Below are 26,352 nucleotides of genomic sequence, written 5' to 3'. Positions count from 1 at the left end.
ATTAAAGTCATGTACTTTCAAATTAAATTAAACTCGGTGGGCTAAAAGGAACCGCTGTGAAGTCAATCAAACTTAATAATGTTACTGCCAGTCTAGGCAACGATGAGCGAGCCAGTTTTGTAGTAAGTAAGCTAACGTGGCAGGTTGAAAGCGCTCAGCATTGGCTGCTGCTTGGCGGTAATGGAGCAGGAAAATCGGCCATAACAGCAGCATTACTCGATCAGGCTAATGTTATTAGTGGTACGCGAAGCTGTGATTTTGAGCGTACCGAAATAGTCTCTTCGGATCTGCAAAAGCAATTAATTGCCGCCGAGTTATTAGCGGATCAAGACGACATCAGCGATGGTAAAAGTAGCCCTAAATTGGTATCTGAATTAATTTATCAGCAATCAAGCCCATATTTTGACGAGCAACTATGCCAACAGTTAATTACAGGGTTTGCTTTTGCGCCATTGCTTAAGCAACGTTTGCGCGCACTCTCAACCGGGGAAACACGCAAGCTGATGTTAATTAAAGCATTAAGTAATCGCCCCGAACTGATTGTGCTTGATGAGCCGTTTGATGGTTTAGATGTTGAAAGTACTGAACTATTAAACGCCATATTGGCAGATCTAAGCACCAGTATGACCATGGTCTTTGTACTTAATCGTTTAGACGAAATCCCAGCCTTTGTCAGCCATTATGGCTATGTGAGTGCCGGAGAGTTACAGCATCAGCTCGCTACTCCTGATAACAAACAGCGTGATGATTTATTCAAACTATTACACTTAGAGCACACGGATTTAACTATCCCTAACAAAGACGAAGCACACAGTGCCCCAGAGTTTAATGACTCTGAGTTAGTGCGATTGCAAAATGCTAAGGTCAGTTACAGTGGCAAAGTTATTTTTAGCCACTTAAATTGGGCAATTCAAGCGCGGCAGCATTGGCAGCTCAGTGGTAAAAATGGCTCCGGTAAAACCTGCTTACTTAATTTAATCACCGGTGATAACCCGCAGTGTTATAACAATGATATTAAAGTGTTTGGTTATCAACGTGGTAGTGGTGAAAGTATATGGCAAATAAAGCAGCATATTGGCTATATTTCCAATGCCTTACATATGGAGTATCGGGTTAGTATTTCCGCGCTTAATACCATAGTGTCGGGTTTTTACGACAGCATTGGTTTGTATCAAAAACCAACTCAAATTCAGCTTGATATCGCCATGCAATGGTTAGCGTTATTAGGTTTGAGTGAGTTAAAAAATACCCCATTTACGCAACTGTCTTATGGCGATCAACGCATGCTATTGATTGCCCGCGCCATGGTAAAACATCCAACATTACTGATTTTAGACGAACCATGTTTAGGGCTTGATGAAGCCAATCGGCAGCGAGTTTTATTGTTGATTGAAAAAATATGCGCCGCAGGCAGTAGCACAGTGATTTATGTAAACCATCATGCAAAAGATAAAATCACCGGGATAGAGCATTATTTAGATATGGCCGATTTTAGGTAAGGAAAAGGTTCTAGGTTTTAGGTGCTAGGAAAAACCAGAGCAGCTCGGCGTTAAATTTACCGCCGTAGGTTGTGGTTGAGTACAACGAAAGCCAACGACAAAAGTTAAAGCAGTAAGCTACTAATAAACACTAAAAAGCCAAAGTTTAGCTCTATATAAGGAGGGGGCTCGTGGTTTTGTCTAATAACATTATTAACCGCCGCTTTGCTGCAAAATAACAAGCTGTGATTTTTGGCTGTATTAATTATTTGTTTACAAAGGTAATCATTGGTGGAATTATGAAGGCTATGATTTATGCAGTTTTGGACTGTTATAAACCACCAAAAGGGCGTTAAGTAAGCTACCAGGCTTTTATAAATAATAGAGAGATTTTTGAATATGAGTAGTCGCCAATTAGAAGAAATGCAACAAGAGCAGGCAGAGCGAGCAATAGCTGAAGAGTTAGGTATTACTTATGAAGAGTTGTCACAATTAAGCTATGACATTGATACAAGTGAGAGCAATGAGGGTTTAATTTACGAGCACATCATTACTTTTTCAGATGATTCGCCTCAAGAAATTTTAGACAAGATTACTGGTTTGGAAAATGGTAATGCTGTGCGAGTACAGCTCTAGTACTGCTTGAAAAAACACAACAAATTTGTAAACACGGACAAAAAGTTGGCTTTTTTGCTTCACAAAGTTTTAGCCAATATTTTTAGCTGGCTAAAATGGCGTTATAACTATTAAACATAATTATCAAATAAATTGGAATGTAAATGTAATTAATTATTCACGGAATTGATAGGAACCTATATGAAACAAAATAGATTAGATTTAGTACCAGTGAAACTACAGGAAGTTGATAGTATAAGCATGGGCGTTTTACCTAATGGGGAAACGTTTTTGTCTTTACAAGGTCTGGCTAAATTCTGCGGTGTGGCGCCAAGTTCAATTATTATGCTAGCACAAGATTGGGCTAAAGGAGAAGCTCAGTTAAAAACTCGTGGTAAACAAATAGCAGAACTAATTCAAGAATGGACAGACTCTAGTGAAATTCCTACTAGTCTGTATGTAGAAATAGAGAGTCAGTATTCAGTTTCAGATATGATCCATGCTGTACCTGAATCAATAGTAATGGCAATTACAGACTATTACGCACATTATGCTCAAGTAACAAAATCAGAAGCTGTTCGTAATTATCGTCGAGCTGCTAAATTAGGATTGCGTAAATATATTTACGATAGGCTTAATTATAATGAACAGGACATAATTGGAGAAAGCTGGAAGCTATTTCAAGAGCGTGTATTAAATAATGAGTGCCCTAAAGGCTATTTCACAATGTTTGACGAGGGGACAACAATTATCGCTTCGCTAATCAGAAATAACATTGTCGTGGATGATTCCATAATGCCTGATGGGAGTTTAGGTATTCATTGGGCTAAATATTGGAAAGATCAATCACTAGAATCTAAATATACTCCGCGTATAAAAATTATACATCAATATCCAGAGTCCTATCGTCAGGGTAATCCACCCATTTTTAATGGAGGCTAGCTGTAGAATTTTCGTTGTTTAACTTTTCCAGTTTTTGTATTGGTGTTATGCCACCTATGCCCATGTTAGGGCGTTCATTATTGTAAGTCCATAACCAATCGGTAGCTCTGTCTTGTAACTCACTAATGTCACTGTAAATATAATGACTTAGCCAGTCATAACGAACTGTTCGATTAAAGCGCTCTATATACGCATTTTGCTGTGGATTACCAGGTTGAATAAATCGTAATTCGATCTCATTATTCAATGCCCATTGAGCGAGTTTATGGCTAATATATTCTGGGCCATTATCACACCTGATGGCTTTAGGTTTACCGCGCCACTCTATAATTTGATTTAACGAGCGGAGCACACGCTCAGCAGGCAGTGATAAATCAGCATCAATAGTCAGTCCTTCGCGATTAAAGTCATCTATTACATTAAATAAACGACACGCTCTGCCATCCGCTAGTTGGTCATGCATAAAATCCATTGACCAGCATTCATTAATGGTTTCTGGTACAGCCAATGGCTCAGGTTTGTCTCTCTTTAAGCGTTTCCTAGGCTTTATTCGCAAGTTTAACTCAAGCTCACGGTAAATGCGGTAAACTCGTTTGTGATTCCATTTATATCGTTTTACATTGCGAAAATATAAAAAGCATAGCCCAAAGCCCCAATTGCGCTTTGATTCAGTCAAATCGAGTAACAGCTCTGCTATTTTTAAGTTTTCATTTTTTAATGTCGACGTATAGCGATAACACGTTTCACTGATCATGAAAGTGCGACAGGCTAAGGCAATACTCATTTTATTTGTACTAACGACTTCATGTGCCAATATCTTGCGCTCAGAAGCCTTCACCACTTTTTTGCCATAGCCTCTTGAATGACCTCGGATTTAAGTCGCTCTTCAGCATACATTTTCTTCAAACGACGGTTTTCATCTTCAAGTTCTTTCATTCTCGTCATTAAAGAGGCATCCATACCGCCGTATTTTGCGCGCCATTTATAAAAGGTTGAGTTACCCATACCATGTTCACGGCATAGCTCAGGGATCGGGACACCACTTTCGGCTTGCTTCAAAATAGCGAGGATCTGACTGTCTGTAAAATGTGCTTTTTTCATAATTTTCTCCTGTGTTTACAATAAGAGAAAATTCTACGTTTGACACCCATTATTTTTCGGGGGGATTACCTCAGCGTGATCCAGAAATTAATGCTTATCCTATAGCTGCGCTATCTGAGTTTAGATCTTGGTTTCAAGAAACTTACTTACCAGAAAAATATCCTACTTATATAAAACGAAAAATTAAAGACGGTACAGTATCACTTGAGAGTGTGCCACTTCTACTTTCTGCTGTTTTACCACCAGCTGTTACAGATCGACTGTTGAATTCATAGTTATATTAAAGTAATCATGATACACGTTACATGTAGCGGTTTTGGTTATGGAGTTCGGTATGTTCTACAGATTCTGTGGGACATACCTTATTGGAGGCATTATTTGAAGAAGTGAGACCACTATACAACTTTTTGATTTTTCCCCTAGTTGCAATCTACTTACTTTATAAAGGATTAAATAAGTGTTCATATAACACGTATGAGCTTTAATTCTATCAAGAGATACTAATGTTCTTTTTGACCGCTTTTATATAGTGATGGTCAATTCTAAACCAATAAACAAATTCGTTTACTTCCTCTAAAGCGCAGCGTCTCTTACCCTCTTTGTGAATAATTCACTAAATTTATTTTGCACAAAGAGAAGGGAATGAGAAGAGCTTAACGCTTAGTATTAGCATGCTTAAATAATCGATAATCCAACACGAATATCATCAAACGATTTAAGTAAAATGGGAACTCGGCTATGGTTGAACCATCAATAACAATAAATTAAAAACGAGTGATTCTACAGGTTCGTTATATTTTTCAGAGCGCGCGGTTAACATCCATACTTTTGTGTAATATTCTCACGATTAAAATTTGCTTTGCTGTATGTTCTTTATAATAAATTACGTGACTACCTTGAGGCTGTTTTCGATAACCCTCTCTTATGTAATCGCAATTAACTCCCAGCATAGGTTCGTTGGCTAATTGCTGGAAAGTACTATCTAACAGTTTTAAATAATCATTTCTTTGCGGTATCCCCCAAGTTAACTGAGTATATTTGGCTATTTTTATTAAATCGCTTTTGGCTTTTCCTGATAGTTCGAATTTCGACATTAGTGGTTATCTTTGTCCAGCTCTGAAATTAAAGAATCATAGGAGTAATCTGCAACGCCACTGTTTTCACCGTCAATTAGCATATTGCGTAAATTCATTGTCTTTATTTCCTGATCTTCTAGGGCTCTTAAACCAGCACGTATTACTTCACTTGCTGAACCATAACGACCTGAGTTAAGTTGCTGATTTATAAAGTTATCGAAATGATCGCCTAATGTTACGCTTGTATTCTTAGCCATGATGTAAAACCTTTTAAATACCAATATATATTGGATTATGGTATGAAAAATATATCAAGGCAATTAAACGGGCAAAAAACAGTTGGTTTTTTCTCGTACCTCGCTAGTTTTAGCCAGCTATTATCTTGCCACTTAGCAAAGCGCTGGTTTTGTGGGAGCGTGTGAAGAATTCACTTAAATTTTTTGCACAAAGAGAAGGGAATGAGCTGTAAATGAGGGGAGAACAACAGATTTATTGAGCTGAATCCATGGGGCACAAAGCCTGGTTATTCATCCTGTAGGTCGTCATTTATGGCGATAATCTATTATACCAATCTGCATAAAGATTAAGTCAATTTTATCCAGTCTCTAGAGCATATGCTTTTAACTGTATCAGGAACTGAGATGAATTTATTCCACGCTTGCGATACCTGTTCGACTATTTCTTCATAACCACTAAATACACGATTTGATAGACAGTGTTGCCGTAGCCAACTCCATACTTGCTCCATTGGGTTTAATTCTGGGGGGGTAAGGTGGAAGCTTTATCAACGTTATATTATTAAATGGTTGTACAGTATCAATAGTATGCCAACCAGCGCCATCAACGATCACAACCGCATGACGTCCCTCCTCTGTGGCTTTTGATATTAATTCCATGTGTTGCGTCATGACGTCTTTATTGACGATAGGGCTGATCAGCGCTTCTGTTTTACCGTTACTTGGGCACACAGCACCAAATAAGTATCCATACTCTAACTGTTGTTGTTTTGTTGCGCAAGGTCTAGAGCCTGTTTCAGCCCATAAGCGCGTTGTTTGATTTTGCTGGCCAAACCGTGCTTCATCTTGAAACCAAACATCAATGCGATCTAAAGGAAGATGTCCTGGGGTGTGAAGGATCGTTTCCACTTGGAACTTTTTTAAAAGCCTCTTGGCTTTCTTTTGACTGCTTTGGGTGCTTAGAACGGCTTGTGATCCAGCTAAACCCAAGCTTTTGAGCAGTTTGTAAATATGATCGGTGTGATACCTTACGTTGAACTGATCATAAATATACTGAGCAATATCTTCCCCCATTAGTCTGCCTCCTTCTGAAGAACGTGCTGACTGCTTTACATAATGTGGCAGTGTGTCTAGTTGTTGTGAGGTTAATTTAGCTGGACGGCCTTTAATCGGTTTGTTGTTCAAGCCAGCAACGCCATTGTTAAGGTAGTTTGAAACCCATTTATTGACACTGCCGCGTGCTGTATTTAGCCGCTTAGCAATATTCGTTCTGTTTTCGCCCTCCAAGAATAATGAAACAGCAAGCAAGCGTATACGCTTTCTTGCATTAGGCTCTTTACGTGATAAAGCTAAAAGTTGTTTGGATTCTTCTAAGTTCAATTTAGTAAAAGTAGATAAGTATCGGTGTGCTAATTAGATCACATAATTTGGCAGATTGGTATTAGACCACATCATTATAATGCAGGTTTAGCGCCAAATGAATCAGAGGTTAGATACAAAGATTCTAAAGCTGTGGCCAAAATTAGTTGACCACTACACTGCGTTACACGTGGCCAACTAAATTCACCCGAAAGTTGAATAGTTGTTTTTGCTTGTGTTTTTTTTGTTTGTTTTTTGTTTGTTTTTTGTTTGTTTTTGTGTTTTTATTTGTTTCGGTTGTTGTTTTCAAGAGAAGTAGAATTACAAGCTATAAAGGTATTGGCTATATCAAGTGCTGATAATTATAAAGCTAGTCGTAGTCTAATTACTTTTGATATAAACGGGTTTTTATATGACTTGACTTTTAAAATGGATAGGTTTTATCAATGTTCAATTTAAACATTGCCTATTTAAATGTACATCTTGAATAAATGGATTTCATTATGGCTGTATTTTCTAGAGAAGTGTTATTACGTGAAGAAATTGATATTAATAGTAATGCTTCTGTAACAAATGGAACAACTAATGCGAGTAAAGCTAGACTAAATGTTTTAAAAATTAGCCAAAGTGAAAAAGAGCAAATACTAAGAGTGGTGGAGTCATGCCCTCTTAATTACTCTGTTTCCGCATTCGATGATTTTTACTTTTCTTGCTGGAAATTATTTCCTCAATTACCACTGTCGCTATTGAGAAAAATGTTGGAGCTTAAAAAGGGTAATAAAACTCATCATTTGTTGATCAAAGGCTTGCCTTTACCTGATGGGATACATGCAACTCCCAGTTCTAAGGAGACGGTACATCAGGAGAGTACCCTGATTGCTCGAAAGTTGTTAAGTATATTGGTGTCGGGCTTAGGTTATATTTATAACTTCGAAGGGAAAAAACACTTTGATTTTATTGATGATGTATTTCCAATTTTTAAAGATAAAAATCAGCAAATAGGATCAAACAATTGTTTTCTTGAGTGGCATGTAGAAGATGGCTTTCACGATGCCAAAGCTGATTTTGTTGCCTTACTTTGTTTAAGAGAAGATCCGCAAGCTGAGACTTATATTTTTGAGGCAAAAGATATAGATTTAGAGCAGTCTCTTCAACAAGAATTACAAAAGAAGCAGTTTCTCATAAAAAAAGATACCACCTTTGAACACGATATTGAGCATATAGACGAAAATCAGGTTTGTTCCGTATTGAACGGGGATTCCGATAAAGAGATTGTATTTGATCCACCCTTTACTGCTTGTTTAACCGAGTCAGCACAAAACGCATTCACAGAGCTACAAAATTCAATTAATCGCAATAAGATCACAGTGGTTTTAGAAAAAGGTGATCTCTTGATTTTTGATAATCGAAGAGTTGCCCATGCGCGAAGTAATTATCAGCCTAAATACGATGGTAATGATAGGTGGCTGTTAAGATGCTTGTTATTGGAAAGTACTTGGAAAGCTCGAGAGTATATTTTTGAAAGTGCTCACATCATCAAGTAATTCTTAAGTCTAATTTCTAAATAATTAATTCATATTTTATTGTCGAGGCGTAGCCATGAGTAACAATGCTGCAAGTAATCTGACAAGTGTTCAGAGGGATGTTTACATTAATCAAAAAATATATGCAGATTTGCCATTAACAAATGCCGCATTTTGCATCGAAATTACAGGTCAGTTAAACGAGCTTGTGTTTAAAGAGGCTTTTAAACTGACGATCAAGTATAGCGATACTTTTTTATCTCATATACAAGATGACAATACAGCTGAACCCAAAGTCATCTATAAAGAACATATTGTTCGAGAAATGGAATATGTTGATTATTCAACTCGAAATGAGTCTAGGGCTGTAATTGAAAGCCAGATAAAGGAGTGGTCAGAAACTTATATTCGCACGTCTGTTACTAAGATTGATAGCCCTTTATATAAAGGAACTTTAGTTAAAAAATCTGATGGAGACTATCAGTTCTGGTTGGTATTAAGCCATGTAATATGTGATGGAATGGGGTCGGCAATTTTTACCAAGAACATGTATCAAATATATGATGCTTTGCTGTCTGATGATGTATCTGGGAATATAGCGAGAATAAAAGGAAACACACCTAGTTTTCGAAATCAATCTTTTCAAGAAGCTGAGTATCTTGCATCAGAAAAGTTTGAAGGAGATCGCAGCTACTGGAAACAACGTTTAGATAACTTATCAGCACAAACAGTAGTATCCAGATATAGCTATCAATTTTCTGATAAAGACATAGTACCTAGTCGAGTCAAACGTAAACCCATCGATCGTCAAGCCTTTGAAGAAATTGCTACTTTAGCAAAAAAACATAGAGTTAGTATCAACCAAGTAATGCAGGCCGCAATTTATGTGTGTTTATTGAACAGTTATGACGCCAAAGAGCTTGTAGTGGGTCAAGTGTTTCACAACCGTAGAACCCCTATAGCAAAAAAAACTGTTGGTATGTTCACCAAATCATTGCCTGCACGATACAACTTTGGTACATCACTAACTTTTGCTCAGTTACTGCAAAATATTAAAGAAGTGAACTTAGCCGATAGACCGCACACGGAAATCCCTCTCGATCAGATAGCTCAGGACATTGATATCTATGGTCAGGGGCGGACAGTGATGTTTGACCTACTTTTTAATCATATTCTAATGAGTTTTGACAACCATCCACAGGGTACTAAAACTCTTACAAACTACATTACACTTGGTTATGATCATAATCCATTGAATATATCTTTAATTGAGTTTGGAAAGCAGCAGGATCTTGAAGTCTCGGTTGAACATAATCTGGAATATTATAACGACGAAGAAGCAATTATGCTGATTGAACGTCTTACAGATCTTGTGCTATCACTACCGAAGCATATTGATACCTTAGTGAAAGATATTGACATCCTCAGCGAGTCTGATAGGAAATTTATTCAACACTATAACGATACTTTTAAAGCATATAAAGATAACCCTTGTATGCATGAACTGTTTATACAGCAAGCTCAGCTCACACCAGAACATATTGCCCTTTATGACGGTCAAGGTAAGTTAAGCTATCAGCAATTATTAGGTGAGATAGTTGGGGCCTCTCATTTACTGCCTAATTTAAGCTCTTCAGAAAGAAAACCAATTGGTATTTATATGCCTAAGGATCGCACGCAGCTGATTTCTGCTATGGCAATTATGTGTAATGGTCACTTTTATATTCCGTTGGAAACCCATTGGCCATCTGATCGGGTTAATAAAGTGATTGAAAAAGCAAGAATAGATACTGTTGTTAGCTTGGAGCAATGGTCTACAAATTTTCCTGATTCTATTAATTGTATTCTTGCTGAGGACTTTATTAAAAAAGAGCCTTCAAGCGTATGGTTAGAACAAGTTGCAACATGCAGTTCAGCGGATGCTCTCGCCTACGTTATTTTTACATCTGGCTCTACTGGTGAACCTAAAGGTGTAGCTATTGCCCATAAAGGTGCGGTAAATACAGTTCGAGATATTAATCAGCGTTTTAGTGTGTCAACTGATGACAGGATACTTGCGGTATCTGATTTAAGCTTTGATCTTAATGTTTATGACTTCTTCGGTATTTTAGCGACTGGCGGTGCGGTCGTCTTCCCGACTGCTAGTAAAGAGCGTGAGCCTGGTCACTGGGCTGAATTGATTGAGAAACATAATGTTTCCATATGGAATACGGTTCCGGCTTCGGCTGAGTTATTGGTAAGTTATTTCGAACTAAATAACAAAGTATCTAATGCTCCCATCAGACATATGATGCTAAGTGGTGATTGGCTACCCCCCAAATTACCTCATAGGCTTGAGCAATGTTTTCAGGCTTCGGGCCGGTCAACTAAAGTACATAGCTTTGGTGGCGCCACCGAGGCATCAATTTGGTCTATCACTTATCCTATTGAGCATGACTGCTCAAACTGGAAGAGCGTTCCTTATGGTAGGCCAATGCTAAATCAATCGTTTTATGTGCTTAACAAAAATCAAAAATTACTTCCTGTTGGCTATGAAGGTGAATTGTACATAGGTGGTATAGGAGTTGCGGAATGTTATTTCAACGATATCGATAAAACTAATCACAGCTATATTCAGCATCCACAGCTAAATCAGCGCTTGTACCGAACTGGTGATCTTGGCCGACTTATGACAAATGGAAATATTGAATTTATCGGCCGAGTTGATCACCAAGTAAAAATCAACGGTTTTAGGATCGAGCTAGGTGAAATTGAAAGTTACTTAAATAGTTTGTTAGAAATCAAAGACGCAATATGCCAGGTTATGGAAAACCAGCAAGGTACGAAAGTTATTAATGCGTACATTGTCGCCATCAACAGTGATGCCGAACTTTCCATTATTGAATCCCTTTGCCGAGCTCATCTGCAGAAAAAAGTTCCGCGTTATATGCTGCCAGTAAATTATTTTCTGTTAGAAAATATTCCACTTACTTCAAATGGCAAAGTGGATCGCAAAGCCTTACCCACCAAGGAGAATGACCTGGAAGAGCTACAACAGGCTTCCACTGAGATTGAAATATTTTTAGCAGACATCTGGTGCCAGGAGATTGGCATTGAAAGTTTAGGCACTCAACAAAGTCTTTATGAGTTGGGGGGGGCGTCACTTAATGCTATTAGAATTATTATGCAAATTAACAATATTTATCCTCAACTTGAGCTGCAATTGAGAGATATGATGCAGTATTACACAGTTGCATCGCTAGCCACATTTATAGAACAAAAACTAATGTACGAAACGACAGGCAAGCAAGAAAGTGTAGAAGAGTTGGAGTGGTAACAATGAAAGCAGCTGTATTTTTAAAGCATTTGAATGATAAAGGTATTAAGCTTTTTCTCAGTAAAGATGGAAAGTTAAAGAGTCAGGCGGCAGCAGGAGCTATCAATGAGCAGATAGCTTCTGAGATTCGTGAAAAGAAAAATGACATAGTGAATTTTCTATCCGCTGAACAAGCCATTCCTCATATATCAGCAGAACATTACCAGCTTTCTTTCAGCCAACAACGCTTATGGTTTTTAGACAAATTAGAAGGTCAAACATCTACCTATAATATTTCTATCGCTTATGAACTTGTCGGTGAACTTAAGGTTAAGGCTTTTGAGTCTGCTTTGAATGCTCTACTCAATGCAAATCCTACACTATTAGCTGAGTTTTTTGAGGAAGATGGGCAAGCGTATCAGAAGTTTCAGACAGGAGTTAAATTAGAGTTGCAGTTAGTTGATGTTGAGGACTCCAGTGAGGAGCAGCTTAGTCACTTACTAACAAAAGAAGCTCAAGGTACATTTAAACTAGGAACCACACCGTTAGTTAGAGTGTTGGTGTACCTTAAATCAGAACTTGCTTCAACGGTACAATTGACCTTCCATCATATTGCAGTGGATGGATGGTCAATTGAGTTGTTGTTTGAGCAGTTAGCTGCACTTTACCAGGCTAGACTGAGTGGCTCGCAGCTTGATGTTGTTGCTGAAGAGTCAAATGTTGGATTTAACTATGGGGACTTTTCACGTTGGGAGCAGAGTTATTTTGAGGCTGGAGGATTTGAGGCGTCACTTAAATATTGGACTAATAGGTTGGCTAATATTCCTGTTCTGCACGACTTGCCAGCGGATAAAAATAGGCCAAGAAAACTTGGTACAAGCGGAGATACTCAAATCCATACCATTGATGCTGATGTATGGAAAGCCGTTACTGCTCTGGCTAAATCATGTCAGGTAACGCCTTATGTATTTTTGCTTACTGCTTGGGGGACATTTTTACAGAAGCTTAGTAATCAGCAAGAAATAGTCATTGCCACTCCAGTATTAGGGCGTACGAGAAAAGGTCTAGGTGACCTTGTCGGTATGTTTGTAAACACCCTACCGATACGTATTACAACTGATTTTAGTTTGAACTTTAAAAAGGCGCTAAGTGAAGTAAAGCACTTTGTGATGGAAGACTTTCAGCATGATGAAGTACCGTTTGATTTAATCGTCGAACAGTTGGGTCTATCTCGTAGTTTAAGTTTTTCTCCACTTACTCAAATATTGTTTAGCTATCAAGAAGCTTACCCAAAAGCTTTGACATTAGCAGGGCTGGAGTCGTCATCTAGACTAATTAATACAGGTACTGCAAAGTTCGAGTTGAGTCTTGAAGTCACTCAAACTCAGGAAAGTGCTAACTTTTTATGGGAGTTTAATACAGATCTGTTTTCATCCTCGCAGATCAGTCAATGGTCTGAAGCCTTCTTTTATTACCTTAATCAATTAACTTTACATGTAGATCAGGCAATAGCAGACATTAAGGTGATATCTCCCAGCGAATATGATTATTTAACGCGTCAACTAAATCAGGTTCGAGAAGATTATGTTAACGATAGATGTTTGCACCAAATCTTTGAATATCACGCTCAAAATACACCTGATGCGATAGCCGTTGTATTTGAAGGCCAGAGACTGAGTTATATGGAACTTAATGCGCAAGCCAACCAGCTAGCCCGTTATTTACGCGAGTATAGAAAGGTTAAAACCAATGGCTTGGTTGGTTTATGTCTCGAGCGATCAATTGAAGTCGTTGTTGGTATTTTAGCGATACTGAAAGCTGGGGGAGCATATGTACCGCTAGATCCGGATTATCCCGATGCGCGTTTGCAATATCTTTTGGAAGATGCAGCACTCGACATTGTAATTACTCATAGTGATTTAGTTTCACGTACCCCTATTATTGATTCACAAGCTGTGTGTTTAAATGAGCAAGGGTTAAAACAGCAGTTATCACATCATTCTTCTCAAAACTTATCAGATTTAGACATTAAACCCAGTGATTTGGCTTATGTAATATATACCTCTGGCACCACAGGTAAGCCAAAAGGTGTATTACAAACCCACGAAAATGCGGCGAGATTACTATTTACCGTAGAGATGGATTTTAATTTTAGTGGCTCAGATGTTTGGGTATTGTTCCATTCCATCTCATTTGATTTTAGCGTCTGGGAGCTTTGGGGAGGTTTACTGTATGGAGGCAAGCTTGTTATTCCAAATTATGTCTGTACCAGAGATCCTCAACTTTTTGCAGAACTTTGTCGCAAGCAAAGGGTAACCGTTTTAAATCAAACGCCCAGTGCATTTAGTTCGCTATCAGAATTAATTCTTAAAAAGAACATTGCGTTAAACGATATTAGGATCATTGCGTTTGGCGGTGAGCCTTTATCGGTTGAGAGCCTAATGCCTTGGTGGGATAAATTTGGTGAGCAACATGCCTTGTTTAACTTATACGGCATTACCGAGACTGCGGTTATTTCAACCTACAAACGGTTAAGTAAAACAAATTTAACCCCTATTTCTATTGGTCATAAGTTAAATGACCAAACTATTTACTTATTAGATAAGTATAAAAATCTAGTACCAAAAGGCTCTGTAGGAGAGATTTATGTAGGAGGAGCTGGCCTTGCGAAAGGTTATTTAAATAAAGCTGAGCTCACTCTAGAAAGTTTTATTCCAGACCCCTTTAGTTCTCTAAAGGGAGCTAGATTATATAAATCAGGTGACTTAGCCAGATACTTAGATAATGGCGAGCTTGAATTTATAGGCCGCGCTGATGATCAAGTTAAGGTTCGTGGCTTTAGAATTGAGCTTGGCGAAATTGAGCATCAGTTGTCAGAGTGTGATGAGGTTGATTCTTGTTTAGTGTTAGTCAAAGGTGATTGTGCCGATGAAAAATTTATTGTCGCATATGTGAAACCCACAGTTTATTGTGACAAACAAGAATATAAGCTGGAAACAGTTAAGAAAATAAAGAGCACCATTGGTCTAGCATTACCAGATTATATGCAGCCGTCTTCTATTATTCTGATAAAAGAATGGCCACGTACTACAAATGGCAAAGTGGATAAGCGCGCTTTACCCGAACCACAAGATTTAGTGCTACTGCCCACATCACATCATGAATACCGAGCACCAGAAACCGACAATGAAAACCTGCTAATCAGTGCATGTGCTCAGGTGCTTAAAGTGCAGCCTGAGCAGATCAGCATATTAGCTAATTTCTTTGAACTGGGGGGGCACTCATTATTGGTGGTTAAGCTAGTTTCAATCATACAAAAGCAAGATAAAGAACTGAGCGTTCAATCAGTATTTAGTGCCGCAAATATGATTGAACTGGCCGAAAGTATCAATAACAGTAATGAGTCCCATAGCTACCAGGTTCCAGCTAATGGTATCCCCGAAAATACACAGTTAATTACGCCAGAGATGCTAACGCTATGTAATATGTCGCAAGTCGAAATTGATTATGTTGCAAATCAGTTACCTGGTGGTGTGGTTAGCATTAAAGATATATACCCGCTTACTCCGCTCCAAGAGGGAATGCTGTACCATCATATGCTATCCCCCGAAAACGATACTTATATTGTTACCACTTACTTTAGGTTGGAAAATCATGTTGCGGTGGAAAAGTTAATTGCTGGTTTGAATTTTATTATTCAAAGACATGATGTTCTAAGAACTGCCTTTTTTTGGGAGCAGTTAGAAAATCCAGTACAAGTGGTGCTGAAAAGTGCCGAAATACCTGTGGAATGGATTGAGGTATCTAAAGGGCAAGATGCGTTAGAGATACTGAAGCAAGGTAAACTTTTTTGTATGGATCTGGCGAGGGCGCCATTATTCCATATGGGTGTTGCAAACACCCATATGGAAGAGTTTATCGTCAGATTAAGCTGGCATCATCTAGTTAATGATCATACAAGCCTACATATCATATTAGATGAATTATTGGCATGGTTTAAAACTGATGTAAAAGGGTTATCTACGCCTGTTCCTTATCGAGAAGCTGTAGGGCAAATACAGCATTATCAACAAAATACAGATGTGAACAGTTATTTCACTTCAGTATTAAAGGATATTTCTGAACCTACCGCACCGTTTAATCTGGCTAATATCAGTCAGAAAATTGAAACTGCAGAATTAACCGCTGAACTTTCATCCGAGTTATCGGCGCAAATACGTCAATGGGCGAGCGAAAACCAATGCTCTCCAAGTGCATTTTTTCATACGGTTTGGGCATTAGTTGTAGCTGCCTGCTGCAGTAAAGAGCAAGTGGTATTCGGCACGGTAATGTCTGGCAGGTTACAAGGTGCAAATTGGTCTGAAAAAACCATGGGCTTATTGATAAATACTCTACCTATTAAGGCAAGTGTAAATAATCAAAGTTTACTGTCATTAGTTAAAAATATAAGCACATCAATACAAGAACTTATCGCGTATGAATATACACCGCTAAATCTGGCGCAAAACTGCAGTAATATTGAAGGGGATGCCCCTCTTTTTACTTCTATCATTAACTGTCGCAATGGTTTTGAAAGTCACCCGGCATTAGGTTCTGGGAATGCATTTACATTTTTAGAAGCACAAGAGCGAACCAATTACCCTCTTGGTGTATCGATAGATGATTTCGAAAAAGTCTTTCACTTTACTTTAAATGTGGATAGTAGCGTGAATGCCGAGCGTGTCATGAGTTACGTTGTAACGGCGTCAGAAAGGCTAATGACCGCACTTTTACAATCCCCTCAACAATCAGCTAATAGTTTGTCTGTGATCCCTGATGCTGAATTTCAGCAAATAATTCAGCAATTCAATAATACTAACAGGTCTTACCCTGAAAACACCTCGATTCATGAGTTGTTTGAGCTACAAGTTGAAAAAACACCAGATGAAATAGCCATAGTTTTTGGTGATCAAAAACTGTCTTATAGGGAATTAAATAGAAGGGCGAATCAATTGGCAAATGCAATTCGTAAATTGTATCAAGATATTCACGCAATTTCGTTCACTGTGGATACATTTGTAGCCTTATATATAGAACGAAATGCAGAGTTTGTGATTAGCCTATTGGCAGTGTTAAAAGCCGGCGGTGCGTATCTACCAATTTCACCCAGTGACCCACAAAAACGAGTTCAACATATACTTACGGATACCCAAGCCCCTATTGTATTGAGCCAATCAAACCTTGAAGGGCAATTAAATACTATTGTTGAGATGGTACAAACTCCATGCTTCATATTGCCAGTTGATGATGTTGATGCATTCAAAGGCTTTGATGACGAAAATTTACCTGCTTTTGTGCTTCCCAATGATCTGGCATATGTCATTTACACCTCAGGTACTACAGGGGTGCCTAAAGGTACGTTGGTTGAGCATAAAGGTTTAGTTAATATTATTTTGCATGATATTAAAGCTTTTGGTTTCGAGCATGGTGAACGCATTATGCATGTACTACCTATGCAATTTGATGCAGGGGGAGAATGTTTATTTCACGGTATATGCGCGGGAGCACAGGTTCATTTTACTGATCCTAAGTCTGATTTAACCGCTTTCATGTTGGCTCATGAAATTAATTATTGTGCTATGACCCCCATGTTACTAGGCGCACAAGTTGTTCGAGAAATTCCTTCCCTCAAAATTGTTATGGTGGGAGGGGATAATTGTTCTCAAGACCTCGTCAATACTTGGACTAATCAATGCAGGATGTTTAATCTCTATGGTCCAACAGAATGCTCTGTTGTCAGTACCATGAAGGAGCTAAAACACAATCAAACACCAACAATTGGTGGCCCAGTTTCCAATATTCATGCTTATGTTTTAGATCACCAACTCAAGCCCGTGCCTATGGGGGTAACTGGGGAGTTATACCTAGCAGGGGTGGGACTGGCAAGGGGTTACCACAATAGACCTGAACTAACTAGTAACAAGTTCATTGCTAATCCTATCGCAGGTGTGGGTGGTCGTATGTATCATTCAGGCGACAGAGCTCGGTGGTTGGAAAATGGAGAACTGGCATTTGCTGGTCGCGAAGACCATCAAGTGAAAGTTCGTGGGTTCCGTATCGAAGTTCAAGAGATAGAACATCAAATATCTGCATTAGAAAAAATTTCAGAAGCTTACGTTAAAGTTAAAGGGGGCAATAAACAGCTAGTTGCTTATATAACGCTAGCTACCCCGCAACGTTCTGAACACTCAGAAAATGATTTAGCGACTGAAATTAATGATCATTTGGATGACTATTTACCCAGTCACATGTTGCCATCAAAGTATATTGTGATGGATTCAATGCCATTGACTCCTAATGGTAAGTTAGATGAGAGTGCTTTACCTGAACCAGACTTTGGTCAAATAAATGCTGATTTATTAGTACCATCAACGGAACTTGAATTAGCATTATGTGAGATTTGGCAGCAAGTATTAGGGAGAGATAAGGTTGGATTAACAGATAACTTCTTTAATCTTGGTGGTGATTCTATCTCTTCAATACAGCTGGTTACGCGAGCAAATAACCAAGGAATTGACTTTTCGGTGAAAACCTTATTTGACAACCCAACAGTTGCCGAGCTTGTAAAGGTTGTAAAGGTTAAAACTGCGGATACCAGAGAACAAAAAGTGGTGGCAGGAAGTATTTCGCTTCTACCTATTCAAAGATTCTATTTCAAGCAAAATTCTGAAGGGGCTGAGCACTTTAATCATTCTTTGCTTCTCAATATACCTACTACCTTTGCAGAGCAACACTTAAGAGTAATTCTAGAAGCACTTTATCAACGGCATGATGCCCTAAGGCTCGTGTTTGAACAAAATCATGAAGGGCTATGGCAAGCTCAGCATATCGATATTGATGAAGCATTTTTGCATCAAGCTAGTATCACTCAGGTTAAACCTGAGGAGAAAGATTGGGAAACTTGGGTTGAGGAATTATGCGACTTTTGGCAAAAGAGTTTTGATCTGCAAAAAGGGCCATTATTTAAGGCCATAATGTTGCAAGAAGATAATTCTCAGCAAAGTAAAAAGCGCCTGTTTTTATTATTTCACCATTTAGTCATCGATGGGGTTTCATGGCGAATTTTATTAGATGACTTGCATTTAGCTTATCAGCAACTTATGGACGATTCTCACAAGAAAATCTCTTTGCCAAATAAAACAGATTCTTATCAATCTTTTGCGGCAGCTTTATCGGATTTTGCCGAAAGCGCAGAGTGTCAGGCTGAGTTGAGTTACTGGCAGCAACAATGTCAAGAATTTAAGCTGCCTGAAGAGCATCAGACTAACGAACGGCCAACCATTGCTTCAACAAAACGCATCACATTTAAGATTAGTATTGAGCAAACTGAACAGCTGTTACAGCAATCAAATTTGACCTACCGTACCCACATTAACGAGTTATTGCTATCTGCTATGTACCAGGGGCTTTGCCAGTGGTCAGGCTTAAATGGAGTTAAATTCACTTTTGAAAGTCATGGCAGAGAAGTACCTTTCTGTGATTTAGATATGAGTCAAACCTTAGGTTGGTTTACCAGTTTTTACCCCATTTATTTCACCAAGCAGAAGGGGCAAGATCTTAAACAAGCTATTCTTAATGTTAAAGAAATCATACGAGCAGTTCCTAATAAAGGGCTGGGCTATGGTCTGCTAACCCTTAAGCAAGAAAATGAAAAAAACCTTAAGCATGATTATCAGTCGGTGGCGTTTAACTATTTAGGCGTGTTTGATGCTAATAAACAACTAGCATCCCTAGGAAATAATAGCTTTACTGAAGCAACAGAAGAGGTAGGAGAGCATCAATGTTCTAGCCACCCTCGCTGGCACAAATTAGGCTTAAATGGCTGGGTCAAACAGGGGCAGCTAAGTTTCACTTTGGATTACAGCACTCTTGAATACAGTGACCAAAACATGCAGAGCCTAGTCGTTGAACTAAAAAATAGTTTGCTTGCAGTGATTGATCATTGCCAACACGCAGAGCCCTGTCTAACGCCATCAGATTACCCCTTAGCTAAGGTAAAACCAGTAGAATTTACGCGCTGGCAAGAGCAATTTTCTGAAATGGTAGATTTGTATCCTGCTACTCCGATGCAACAGGGGATGATTTTTGAAACATTAAAAGAACCTAGAGCTTATATGTTGCATCAGGATATTATATTTAGCGCTAATACAGATTTTAATATTATGCATGAAGCTTGGTCTGAGGTAATGGACCACCATTGTATTATGAAAACAAGGTTTGTTGGCATTGAAAGCGCAAATATACATCAGTTAGTGCTGCCAAAGGGGCAGTTTGAATGGCATCAATATGATTGGTCTTCTCTCTCTGGCGAAGACCAAGAGTTGAAGTGGCAAGCTATCATAGATCAAAACTATGACAGGCCGTTTGATTTCACTCTTGACCCTCTGACACGTCTATATTTGGCCAAATTGTCGAGAAACCGTTGGCGCTTGCTCTTTAGTCAGCATCACTGTTTGTCTGATGGCTGGAGCTTGCCAATTATTTTAGGTGAAGTATTTAGCCTTGCAGAGCATAAGTCTGGGTATATCAATTATACATTACCACCGACTGCAGATTATAAACACTACATTGAGTGGTTCTATAGGCAAAGTAAGGAGCAGGGATTGTCATTTTGGCAAAGTGCGCTACAAGATATTAGCAAACCTTGTCTTTTGATGCCTACAGAACAAGAAAAAGTAAACAGACAATACTGCGAAAAAATAGTCACTTTCAACGCTGAACTGAGCCAAAAATTAAATGGTTATTGCAGAGATAACAGCACTACTTTGAATACGGTCATGCAATTGGCTTGGTCGTATCTACTTAGTCAATATACCCAGTCTGACAATGTGGTGTTTGGCAGTATAGTGTCAGGAAGAGACTGTGATGTAGATGGGATTCAATCTATGGTGGGATTATTTATTAATACCGTACCTATGGTTGTTCATATTGATCCTAAACAGTCTATTGCAGACATATTACAGAGCCTACAAAAACAACAATTAGAAACCAGTCAGTATAAGTTTGTCCCTTTGAATGATGCATGTATGCAAGCCAAGAATACGGGTATTAAATCAGGGGAGCAATTATTTGATACCTTATTAGTGACCGAGAATTACCCTACGGAAGGTGTCCTAAATTCATCTAACACCTTAACCCAAACAACCATCGAACAAGCCACAGCTGCCGAGCATATTGATTTCGGCTTATCGATAGCCGTAGTGCCTGCCGATGAATATTGGGTGCGCTTTAGCTACAAAAGTGGTGAATACAATTTAAGCTTTGTTGAGCAAATATCACAACACTTTGTGACAGTAATCAAAAGTATTATTAGCAAGATAAGCACGAGTGAAGGAGTTGGTTCACTGGATATGGCAACTCAAGAGGTCGATAACTCATCTTCATTAGATACCTTAGTTAATGAATTAAATGGGCTCAGTGAGGCTGAATTAGCTGAGTTATTGATGGCAGAAGAAAACGTATAAGAAGTCTAAAAATGAAGAATAATAATCAAGAAATACTAAGCAAGTTGAATCAATTATCGCCTGAACAGCGACTAGCCATACTCAATAAAGTGAAGCGCCAGAAAGCAATGAGTGGGGGAACTGGTAGACCGTTATTGTCATCGGTATCTTCTATTACTGAAATATTCGAAAACATTGCCAAGCTCCATCCTGATAATATCGCTGTAATTATGGATGAGCAACAAATTAGCTATGGCGAGCTAAATAAAAGAGCCAACCGTTTAGCTCATTATTTGAATCAAAAGTTATTGCGGTCAGAAGGTTTGGTCGGGTTAATGTGTGACCGTTCGATAGAGCTAATTGTAGCCATATTGGCGATACTTAAATCAGGAGCTGCCTACGTACCTCTTGATCCTAATAATCCCAGAGATCGCCTTACATATATAATCAAGGATAGTCAGCTTTCATTGGTATTAACTCAGCAAAGCGTGGCTAATTTATTCACCTCAGATTTTGATGAAACTCAGCTTATTAGTGTCGATCACTCTGATATTCGACAGGAGTTAGCCGGAGTCTCGGAGGAGAATTTGCCACCAAGTGCCAATACTGAATCCTTGGCATACATCATTTACACCTCAGGATCCACAGGACTGCCAAAAGGTGTGATGGTTGAACATAATAATGTTATGCGTTTGTTTGATAGCTGCGGTGAACATTATCAATTTAATAGCGAAGATGTTTGGGTGTTATTTCACTCTTATGCCTTTGATTTTTCAGTTTGGGAGATTTTTGGCGCCTTACTGCACGGTGGAACCTTAGTTATTCCTTCGCAAGATATTTGCCGCTCACCAGGGTTAATAGCAAAACTTTTGCTAAAACATGGTGTTACTGTTTTAAATCAAACGCCAACGGCATTTTATAACCTGATGCCCCACTATATTGCTCAGCTTTCAGAAAGCCAGTTGCGATACATTATTTTTGGTGGTGAAGCCTTAGAACCCAGTAAGCTTAAACCTGTATTTAATGGCTTTAAAAATAATTCTGAGGTTCAGGTTCCACAAATTGTAAATATGTACGGTATTACTGAGACCACAGTGCATGCAAGCTATTACAAGGTGACGGCCGAAGATTGTGCTAAAAGCGCCAGTCCTATTGGGCGGTTGTTAAACGATCTTGAAGGGTTTGTTTTTAGTGAAACATTACAACCTATCCCAGATCAAGTGGTAGGGGAGTTATATATCTCAGGAGCGGGTGTCACTCGGGGGTATTTGCATAGAAAAGAACTGACGGCAGAACGTTTTATTAATCATCCCACTATAAATAATCTGCGCTTGTATCGTACCGGAGATTTGGTAAAGCGCATGTTGAATGGTGAGTTCCATTACGTAGGACGGGCTGATCAGCAAGTTAAGATTAGAGGGTTCAGAATTGAATTGGGTGAAATCGAGTCCAGTTTGACGCAAATTCCAGGTATTTCAGCTGCAGTTGTTAATCCTTTTGAAAGCTTAGAAGGCGATAAAAATCTGGCGGCCTATCTAGTTTTGAAACCCGGAGTTGAGCAACTTAATATTGATGAAATTGTTCAGCAATTACATAAGCAATTGCCTCAATATATGATCCCTGTGACATTTCAATATTTGGAGACATTACCGCTCAATCAAAATGGCAAAATTGAACGCAGTGCTTTGTTACCGTCTCAGCAAACACAAGTTGCGAAAAAATCTTATAAAGCGCCAAGCTCCGCTGTGGAGAAAGTGATAGTAGATGCTTGGCAGTCAGCACTTGATATCGAAAAAATCGGTGTGCAAGACCACTTCTTTAATTTAGGTGGAGATTCGATCAAGTCTCTGGCGGTAGTAAGTAAAATACGCGCAGCTGGTTATGGAATTAAAATCGCAGACTTATTTTCATATCCTATACTGGAAGTCTTAGCTGCTAATATCCAACCTCAAGCTAGCCAAAATCTAGTTGAAGTGGTTAAGCCTTTTGCTTTATGCCCTGAAAAAGATAAAGTAAAGCTTCCATCTGGAGTCACTAACGCTTATCCGGTATCTAAACTGCAAGAAGGGATGATATTCCATTATGCCAGTAAAAATAACTCGGATACAGAAAAGGCCACCAGTCTTTATCACAATGTTTCGCGTTTTAGCTTGGATACATTAATCGACATTTCTGCCTTTAAATCGGCTTTATCCCAGCTTATATCACGTCATGATATTTTGCGTACCAGCTTTCATATGCAAGGTTTCAGTATCCCATTACAGTTGGTTCATGAAAGTGCTAAGTTACCACTGGAATACACGGATTTAAGTGCGCTTAGTCTTCAAGCTCAGGAGAAAAGCTTGGATCAAGCTTATAAGCAGGCACTAACCAAGCGATTAGTCGTGGAAAATGCGCCACTCTTTAACGTTCATATTCATAATTTAGCTGACGATAGAGCTGAAATGACTTGGATTGAGCATCATGCCTTGCTTGATGGTTGGAGTGTAGAGATTCTATTTAAAGAATTGTCTGAATTGTATCAGGCAGAGCTCGAACAAAGAGAAGCAAAGCTGCTGAATTCTCCTCAGTATGTAAACTTTATTGCTGCAGAGCAGCAAGCGATTGCTAACCAAGAGAACACCGAATTTTGGAAAAATTACCTTCAGGGTGTTGAATTTGCTAGTATACCAACACCCAATAAGATCTGCAGCAGTGAAAAAAGTAGTTTTATTCATTCATTGGATTTCGACCTTACTGCTAAGTTGGATAGTTTGGCTAAGCAATTAAAGGTATCACTAAAGTCTATTGCGCTTGCCGCTCATTTGCATGTTCTTAAAACCTTTAGCGGTGAACAAGACCTCATTACAGGTTTGAGTCTACATGGACGTCCTGAGTTAGAAGGAAGTAGTCAGAGTTTGGGGCTATTTGTCACCGTGCTGCCTTTTAGATTAAAGGTTAATCAAAGTAGCTGGCAACAACTTATTTTTGCCGCGAGCGAAGGCGAGCGAAGTATTTGGCAACAAAGGCACTTCCCGCTCAGTTGTATTTTGGATGTGACAGAACATTCAGAGTTGTTTAAGTACTCCTTTAACTTCTTAGACTTCACTGCTGTTAGCCAAGACAGCAGCCAACAGTTAAACAAAGTCAAAAGTATAAAGGCCAACACAGCAAATGAGTTTAAGTTATCGGTTAACTTTAATCGTATGAAGGATAAGCGACTGCAGGTTGGATTAACTTGGGACCAGCAAGCTTTCTCATATGAGCAGATTCAGCGCATCGTAAACTATTATGAAACCACATTAAGGACGATGGTTGCCGGACCTGATGCATCAATTTATGCCATAAGTCCACAAGACCAACAAGAATTAATCGCGTTTAATCGCACATCTGTGTTTGATGTGTCTGAGTTGTCCATCTCAAGTGTATTTCACCAACAGGCACAAGCTGCACCTGAAAAAATAGCAGTACGATTTGCTCATCATCAGCTTAGCTACAGAGAATTAAATGAAAAAAGTAATCAGTTTGCTCGATATTTGACCGATCAAGGTGTCGCTGTTGGGCAAAGGGTCGCAATCATTACCTCACGTTCATTGAATATGTTGGTGGCAATGCTTGGTATTATCAAACTAGGAGCGAGCTATGTTCCGATTGATGTGAGATACCCCATCCCTCGGATTAAGCAAATGTTAAAAACCAGCGCAGCTAACTATGTGGTCTATGAAGATGGTGCTGCAAACCAATTGTTACTTGATTCAACAAGTAGTAGTGATATTGATCAGGCGATTAAAGTTAGTGGCTCTTTATCTAAAGAGTATGTTGCTAAAGATACGTCATCTAGCTTACTGAACATTATATTTACCTCGGGTTCTACTGGTGAGCCAAAAGGAGTAGAAGTTTGTCAACGAGGGATACTGCGTCTGTTTAAAAACCAAGCTGTTCGTCAGTTGCTTGGTAAAGATATGGTGATGTTGCACTTGTCTGCATTGGCCTTTGATGCTGCAACCGAGGAAATATGGTTGCCTTTGCTCAGCGGCGGAGAGTTGATCCTATACCCTGAACCACAGATCGATCTAAATCGACTAAATCAGGTAATAAAAACCTATCAAGTTAACACTGCATTTTTAACTGCCGCCTTATTTGAACGCTGGGTCGAGCAATTACCCTATGGAAAAACTGGGCTAAGGTATCTAACTGTTGGTGGAGATGTACTTAATCCAGTATCAGCTAGACGCTTATATCAAAAAGATTCAACGGTTAAATTATGTAATGGTTATGGCCCAACTGAAAATACTGTTTTTAGTACTTTTTACCAAGTACCTCAGACACTAGATAGCCGCTTTGCTATTCCTTTAGGAACTCCTTTAGATAATACCTATGCCTATGTATTGGATGAACACCATCATTTAGCACCTATAGGTTCACCTGGAGAGTTGTTCTTAGGAGGTGATGGATTAGCCAAAGGCTACTTCAATAGTCCTGAGCTGACGAAGCATAAATTTGTAGAGGTTAAACTTCCCCATGAAGGTTGTAGTCGCAGGCTTTATAAAACAGGCGATCAAGTTTATTGGGAGCCTGATGGCACTCTAATTATGCTTGGGCGTATGGATAACCAAATTAAATTGAGGGGCTTTAGAATTGAACCAGCAGAAATAGAACGGGGACTGGAGAGTCATCCAAGTGTTAATCATGCGGCTGTAATAGTGCATGAGCATGACTCAGGTAAAAAATTAGTTGCTTATATTTCTGGCAGTTTGCCGGATGAAATTGGTGAAGTTAATCGCGTAATGAAAAAGTTTCTCAAGGTGCGATTGCCTAATTATTTAGTACCTTTTTTGATTATATCAATTGATGACATTCCGCTCACAGTGAATGGCAAAGTAGATCGAAAGGCATTGAGTGAACTTTCAATTGATCAGGCATTAAGCCAGGTATCCATCGTAGACAAGGTTAAACCTTCAACTGAGACAGAAGAAAAACTATTGTCTATTTGGGTGAAGGAAATTAGCAATCCATCAATTGGTGTTGAGTCTAATTTCTTCGATCTTGGAGGTGACTCACTCAGCGCCACACGCTTAGTTAGTGTGATCAATCAAAAATTTAATATCAGCCTGGCTCTTAATCAAGTCTTTGAAAATCAAACTATTAAGGAATTGGCTGAATACATAGATGCGAATCTCAGAGATGTAACTAAAACTGATTCAATGGAATCTCTCGTTTTTTAAAAATACAAGGATTAGTACCACTAGCCGCTTACAACACAAAT

General features: G+C 38.9%; 11 protein-coding genes. 7 read left to right on the top strand and 4 right to left on the bottom strand.

Annotated features, from left to right (window positions below):
* The first annotated feature begins 56 nt into the window (after window positions 1-56).
* From modF to ACMVDV_RS11805, 3 genes are all read left to right on the top strand, one after another.
* Entirely contained in the window at window positions 57-1,499 is a 1,443-nt protein-coding gene (modF, locus tag ACMVDV_RS11815) for a molybdate ABC transporter ATP-binding protein ModF (protein WP_416158253.1), read from the top strand.
* 378 nt (window positions 1,500-1,877) lie between these two features.
* Window positions 1,878-2,114, top strand: a complete 237-nt coding sequence (locus ACMVDV_RS11810) for a hypothetical protein (RefSeq protein ID WP_416158252.1) — start codon at window positions 1,878-1,880, stop codon at window positions 2,112-2,114.
* A 180-nt stretch (window positions 2,115-2,294) separates the two neighbouring features.
* A complete protein-coding gene (locus ACMVDV_RS11805) occupies window positions 2,295-3,035 on the top strand; it encodes a hypothetical protein (RefSeq protein WP_416158251.1) in 741 nt (246 codons plus the stop codon).
* Here ACMVDV_RS11805 and ACMVDV_RS11800 read toward each other — a convergent pair.
* From ACMVDV_RS11800 to ACMVDV_RS11785, 4 genes are all read right to left on the bottom strand, one after another.
* Window positions 3,022-4,136, bottom strand: a protein-coding gene (locus tag ACMVDV_RS11800; protein ID WP_416156808.1) for an IS3 family transposase whose coding sequence is annotated in 2 segments (ribosomal slippage) — window positions 3,022-3,884 and window positions 3,884-4,136 — 1,116 coding nt in all. Because the reading frame shifts where the segments join, the coding sequence is not laid out codon by codon here. The two genes, ACMVDV_RS11805 and ACMVDV_RS11800, sit on opposite strands and share 14 nt — an antisense overlap.
* A gap of 800 nt (window positions 4,137-4,936) precedes the next feature.
* On the bottom strand, window positions 4,937-5,230 hold the full coding sequence (locus tag ACMVDV_RS11795) for a type II toxin-antitoxin system RelE/ParE family toxin (RefSeq protein WP_416158250.1): 294 nt from the start codon (window positions 5,228-5,230) through the stop codon (window positions 4,937-4,939).
* On the bottom strand, window positions 5,230-5,469 hold the full coding sequence (locus tag ACMVDV_RS11790; protein ID WP_416158249.1) for a type II toxin-antitoxin system ParD family antitoxin: 240 nt from the start codon (window positions 5,467-5,469) through the stop codon (window positions 5,230-5,232). The genes ACMVDV_RS11795 and ACMVDV_RS11790 overlap by 1 nt, the downstream gene beginning before the upstream one ends.
* Window positions 5,470-5,904: 435 nt before the next feature.
* Entirely contained in the window at window positions 5,905-6,756 is an 852-nt protein-coding gene (locus tag ACMVDV_RS11785) for an IS630 family transposase (RefSeq protein ID WP_416158248.1), read from the bottom strand.
* 554 nt (window positions 6,757-7,310) lie between these two features.
* On the opposite strand from ACMVDV_RS11785, the gene ACMVDV_RS11780 reads away from it, so the two are divergent.
* From ACMVDV_RS11780 to ACMVDV_RS11765, 4 genes are read left to right on the top strand one after another with little or no spacing between them, the layout of a single operon-like run.
* Complete coding sequence (locus ACMVDV_RS11780; protein ID WP_416158247.1) at window positions 7,311-8,351, top strand: TauD/TfdA family dioxygenase; 1,041 nt, start codon at window positions 7,311-7,313, stop codon at window positions 8,349-8,351.
* Between the two features lie 55 nt (window positions 8,352-8,406).
* On the top strand, window positions 8,407-11,646 hold the full coding sequence (locus tag ACMVDV_RS11775) for an amino acid adenylation domain-containing protein (protein ID WP_416158246.1): 3,240 nt from the start codon (window positions 8,407-8,409) through the stop codon (window positions 11,644-11,646).
* Window positions 11,647-11,648: 2 nt separating this feature from the next.
* Window positions 11,649-21,128 carry an amino acid adenylation domain-containing protein gene (locus ACMVDV_RS11770; protein WP_416158245.1) on the top strand — a complete coding sequence of 3,160 codons (9,480 nt, stop codon included), beginning with the start codon at window positions 11,649-11,651 and terminating at the stop codon, window positions 21,126-21,128.
* Between the two features lie 11 nt (window positions 21,129-21,139).
* Entirely contained in the window at window positions 21,140-26,311 is a 5,172-nt protein-coding gene (locus ACMVDV_RS11765; protein WP_416158244.1) for an amino acid adenylation domain-containing protein, read from the top strand.
* Window positions 26,312-26,352: the final 41 nt, after the last annotated feature.

This window comes from Pseudoalteromonas sp. ASV78 (assembly GCF_047806705.1).
In the GTDB taxonomy this organism is placed as follows: Bacteria; Pseudomonadota; Gammaproteobacteria; order Enterobacterales; family Alteromonadaceae; genus Pseudoalteromonas; species Pseudoalteromonas prydzensis_A.
The sequence above is the reverse complement of the archived record's forward strand: the minus strand, read 5'-3'. Positions and strand labels throughout refer to the sequence as shown.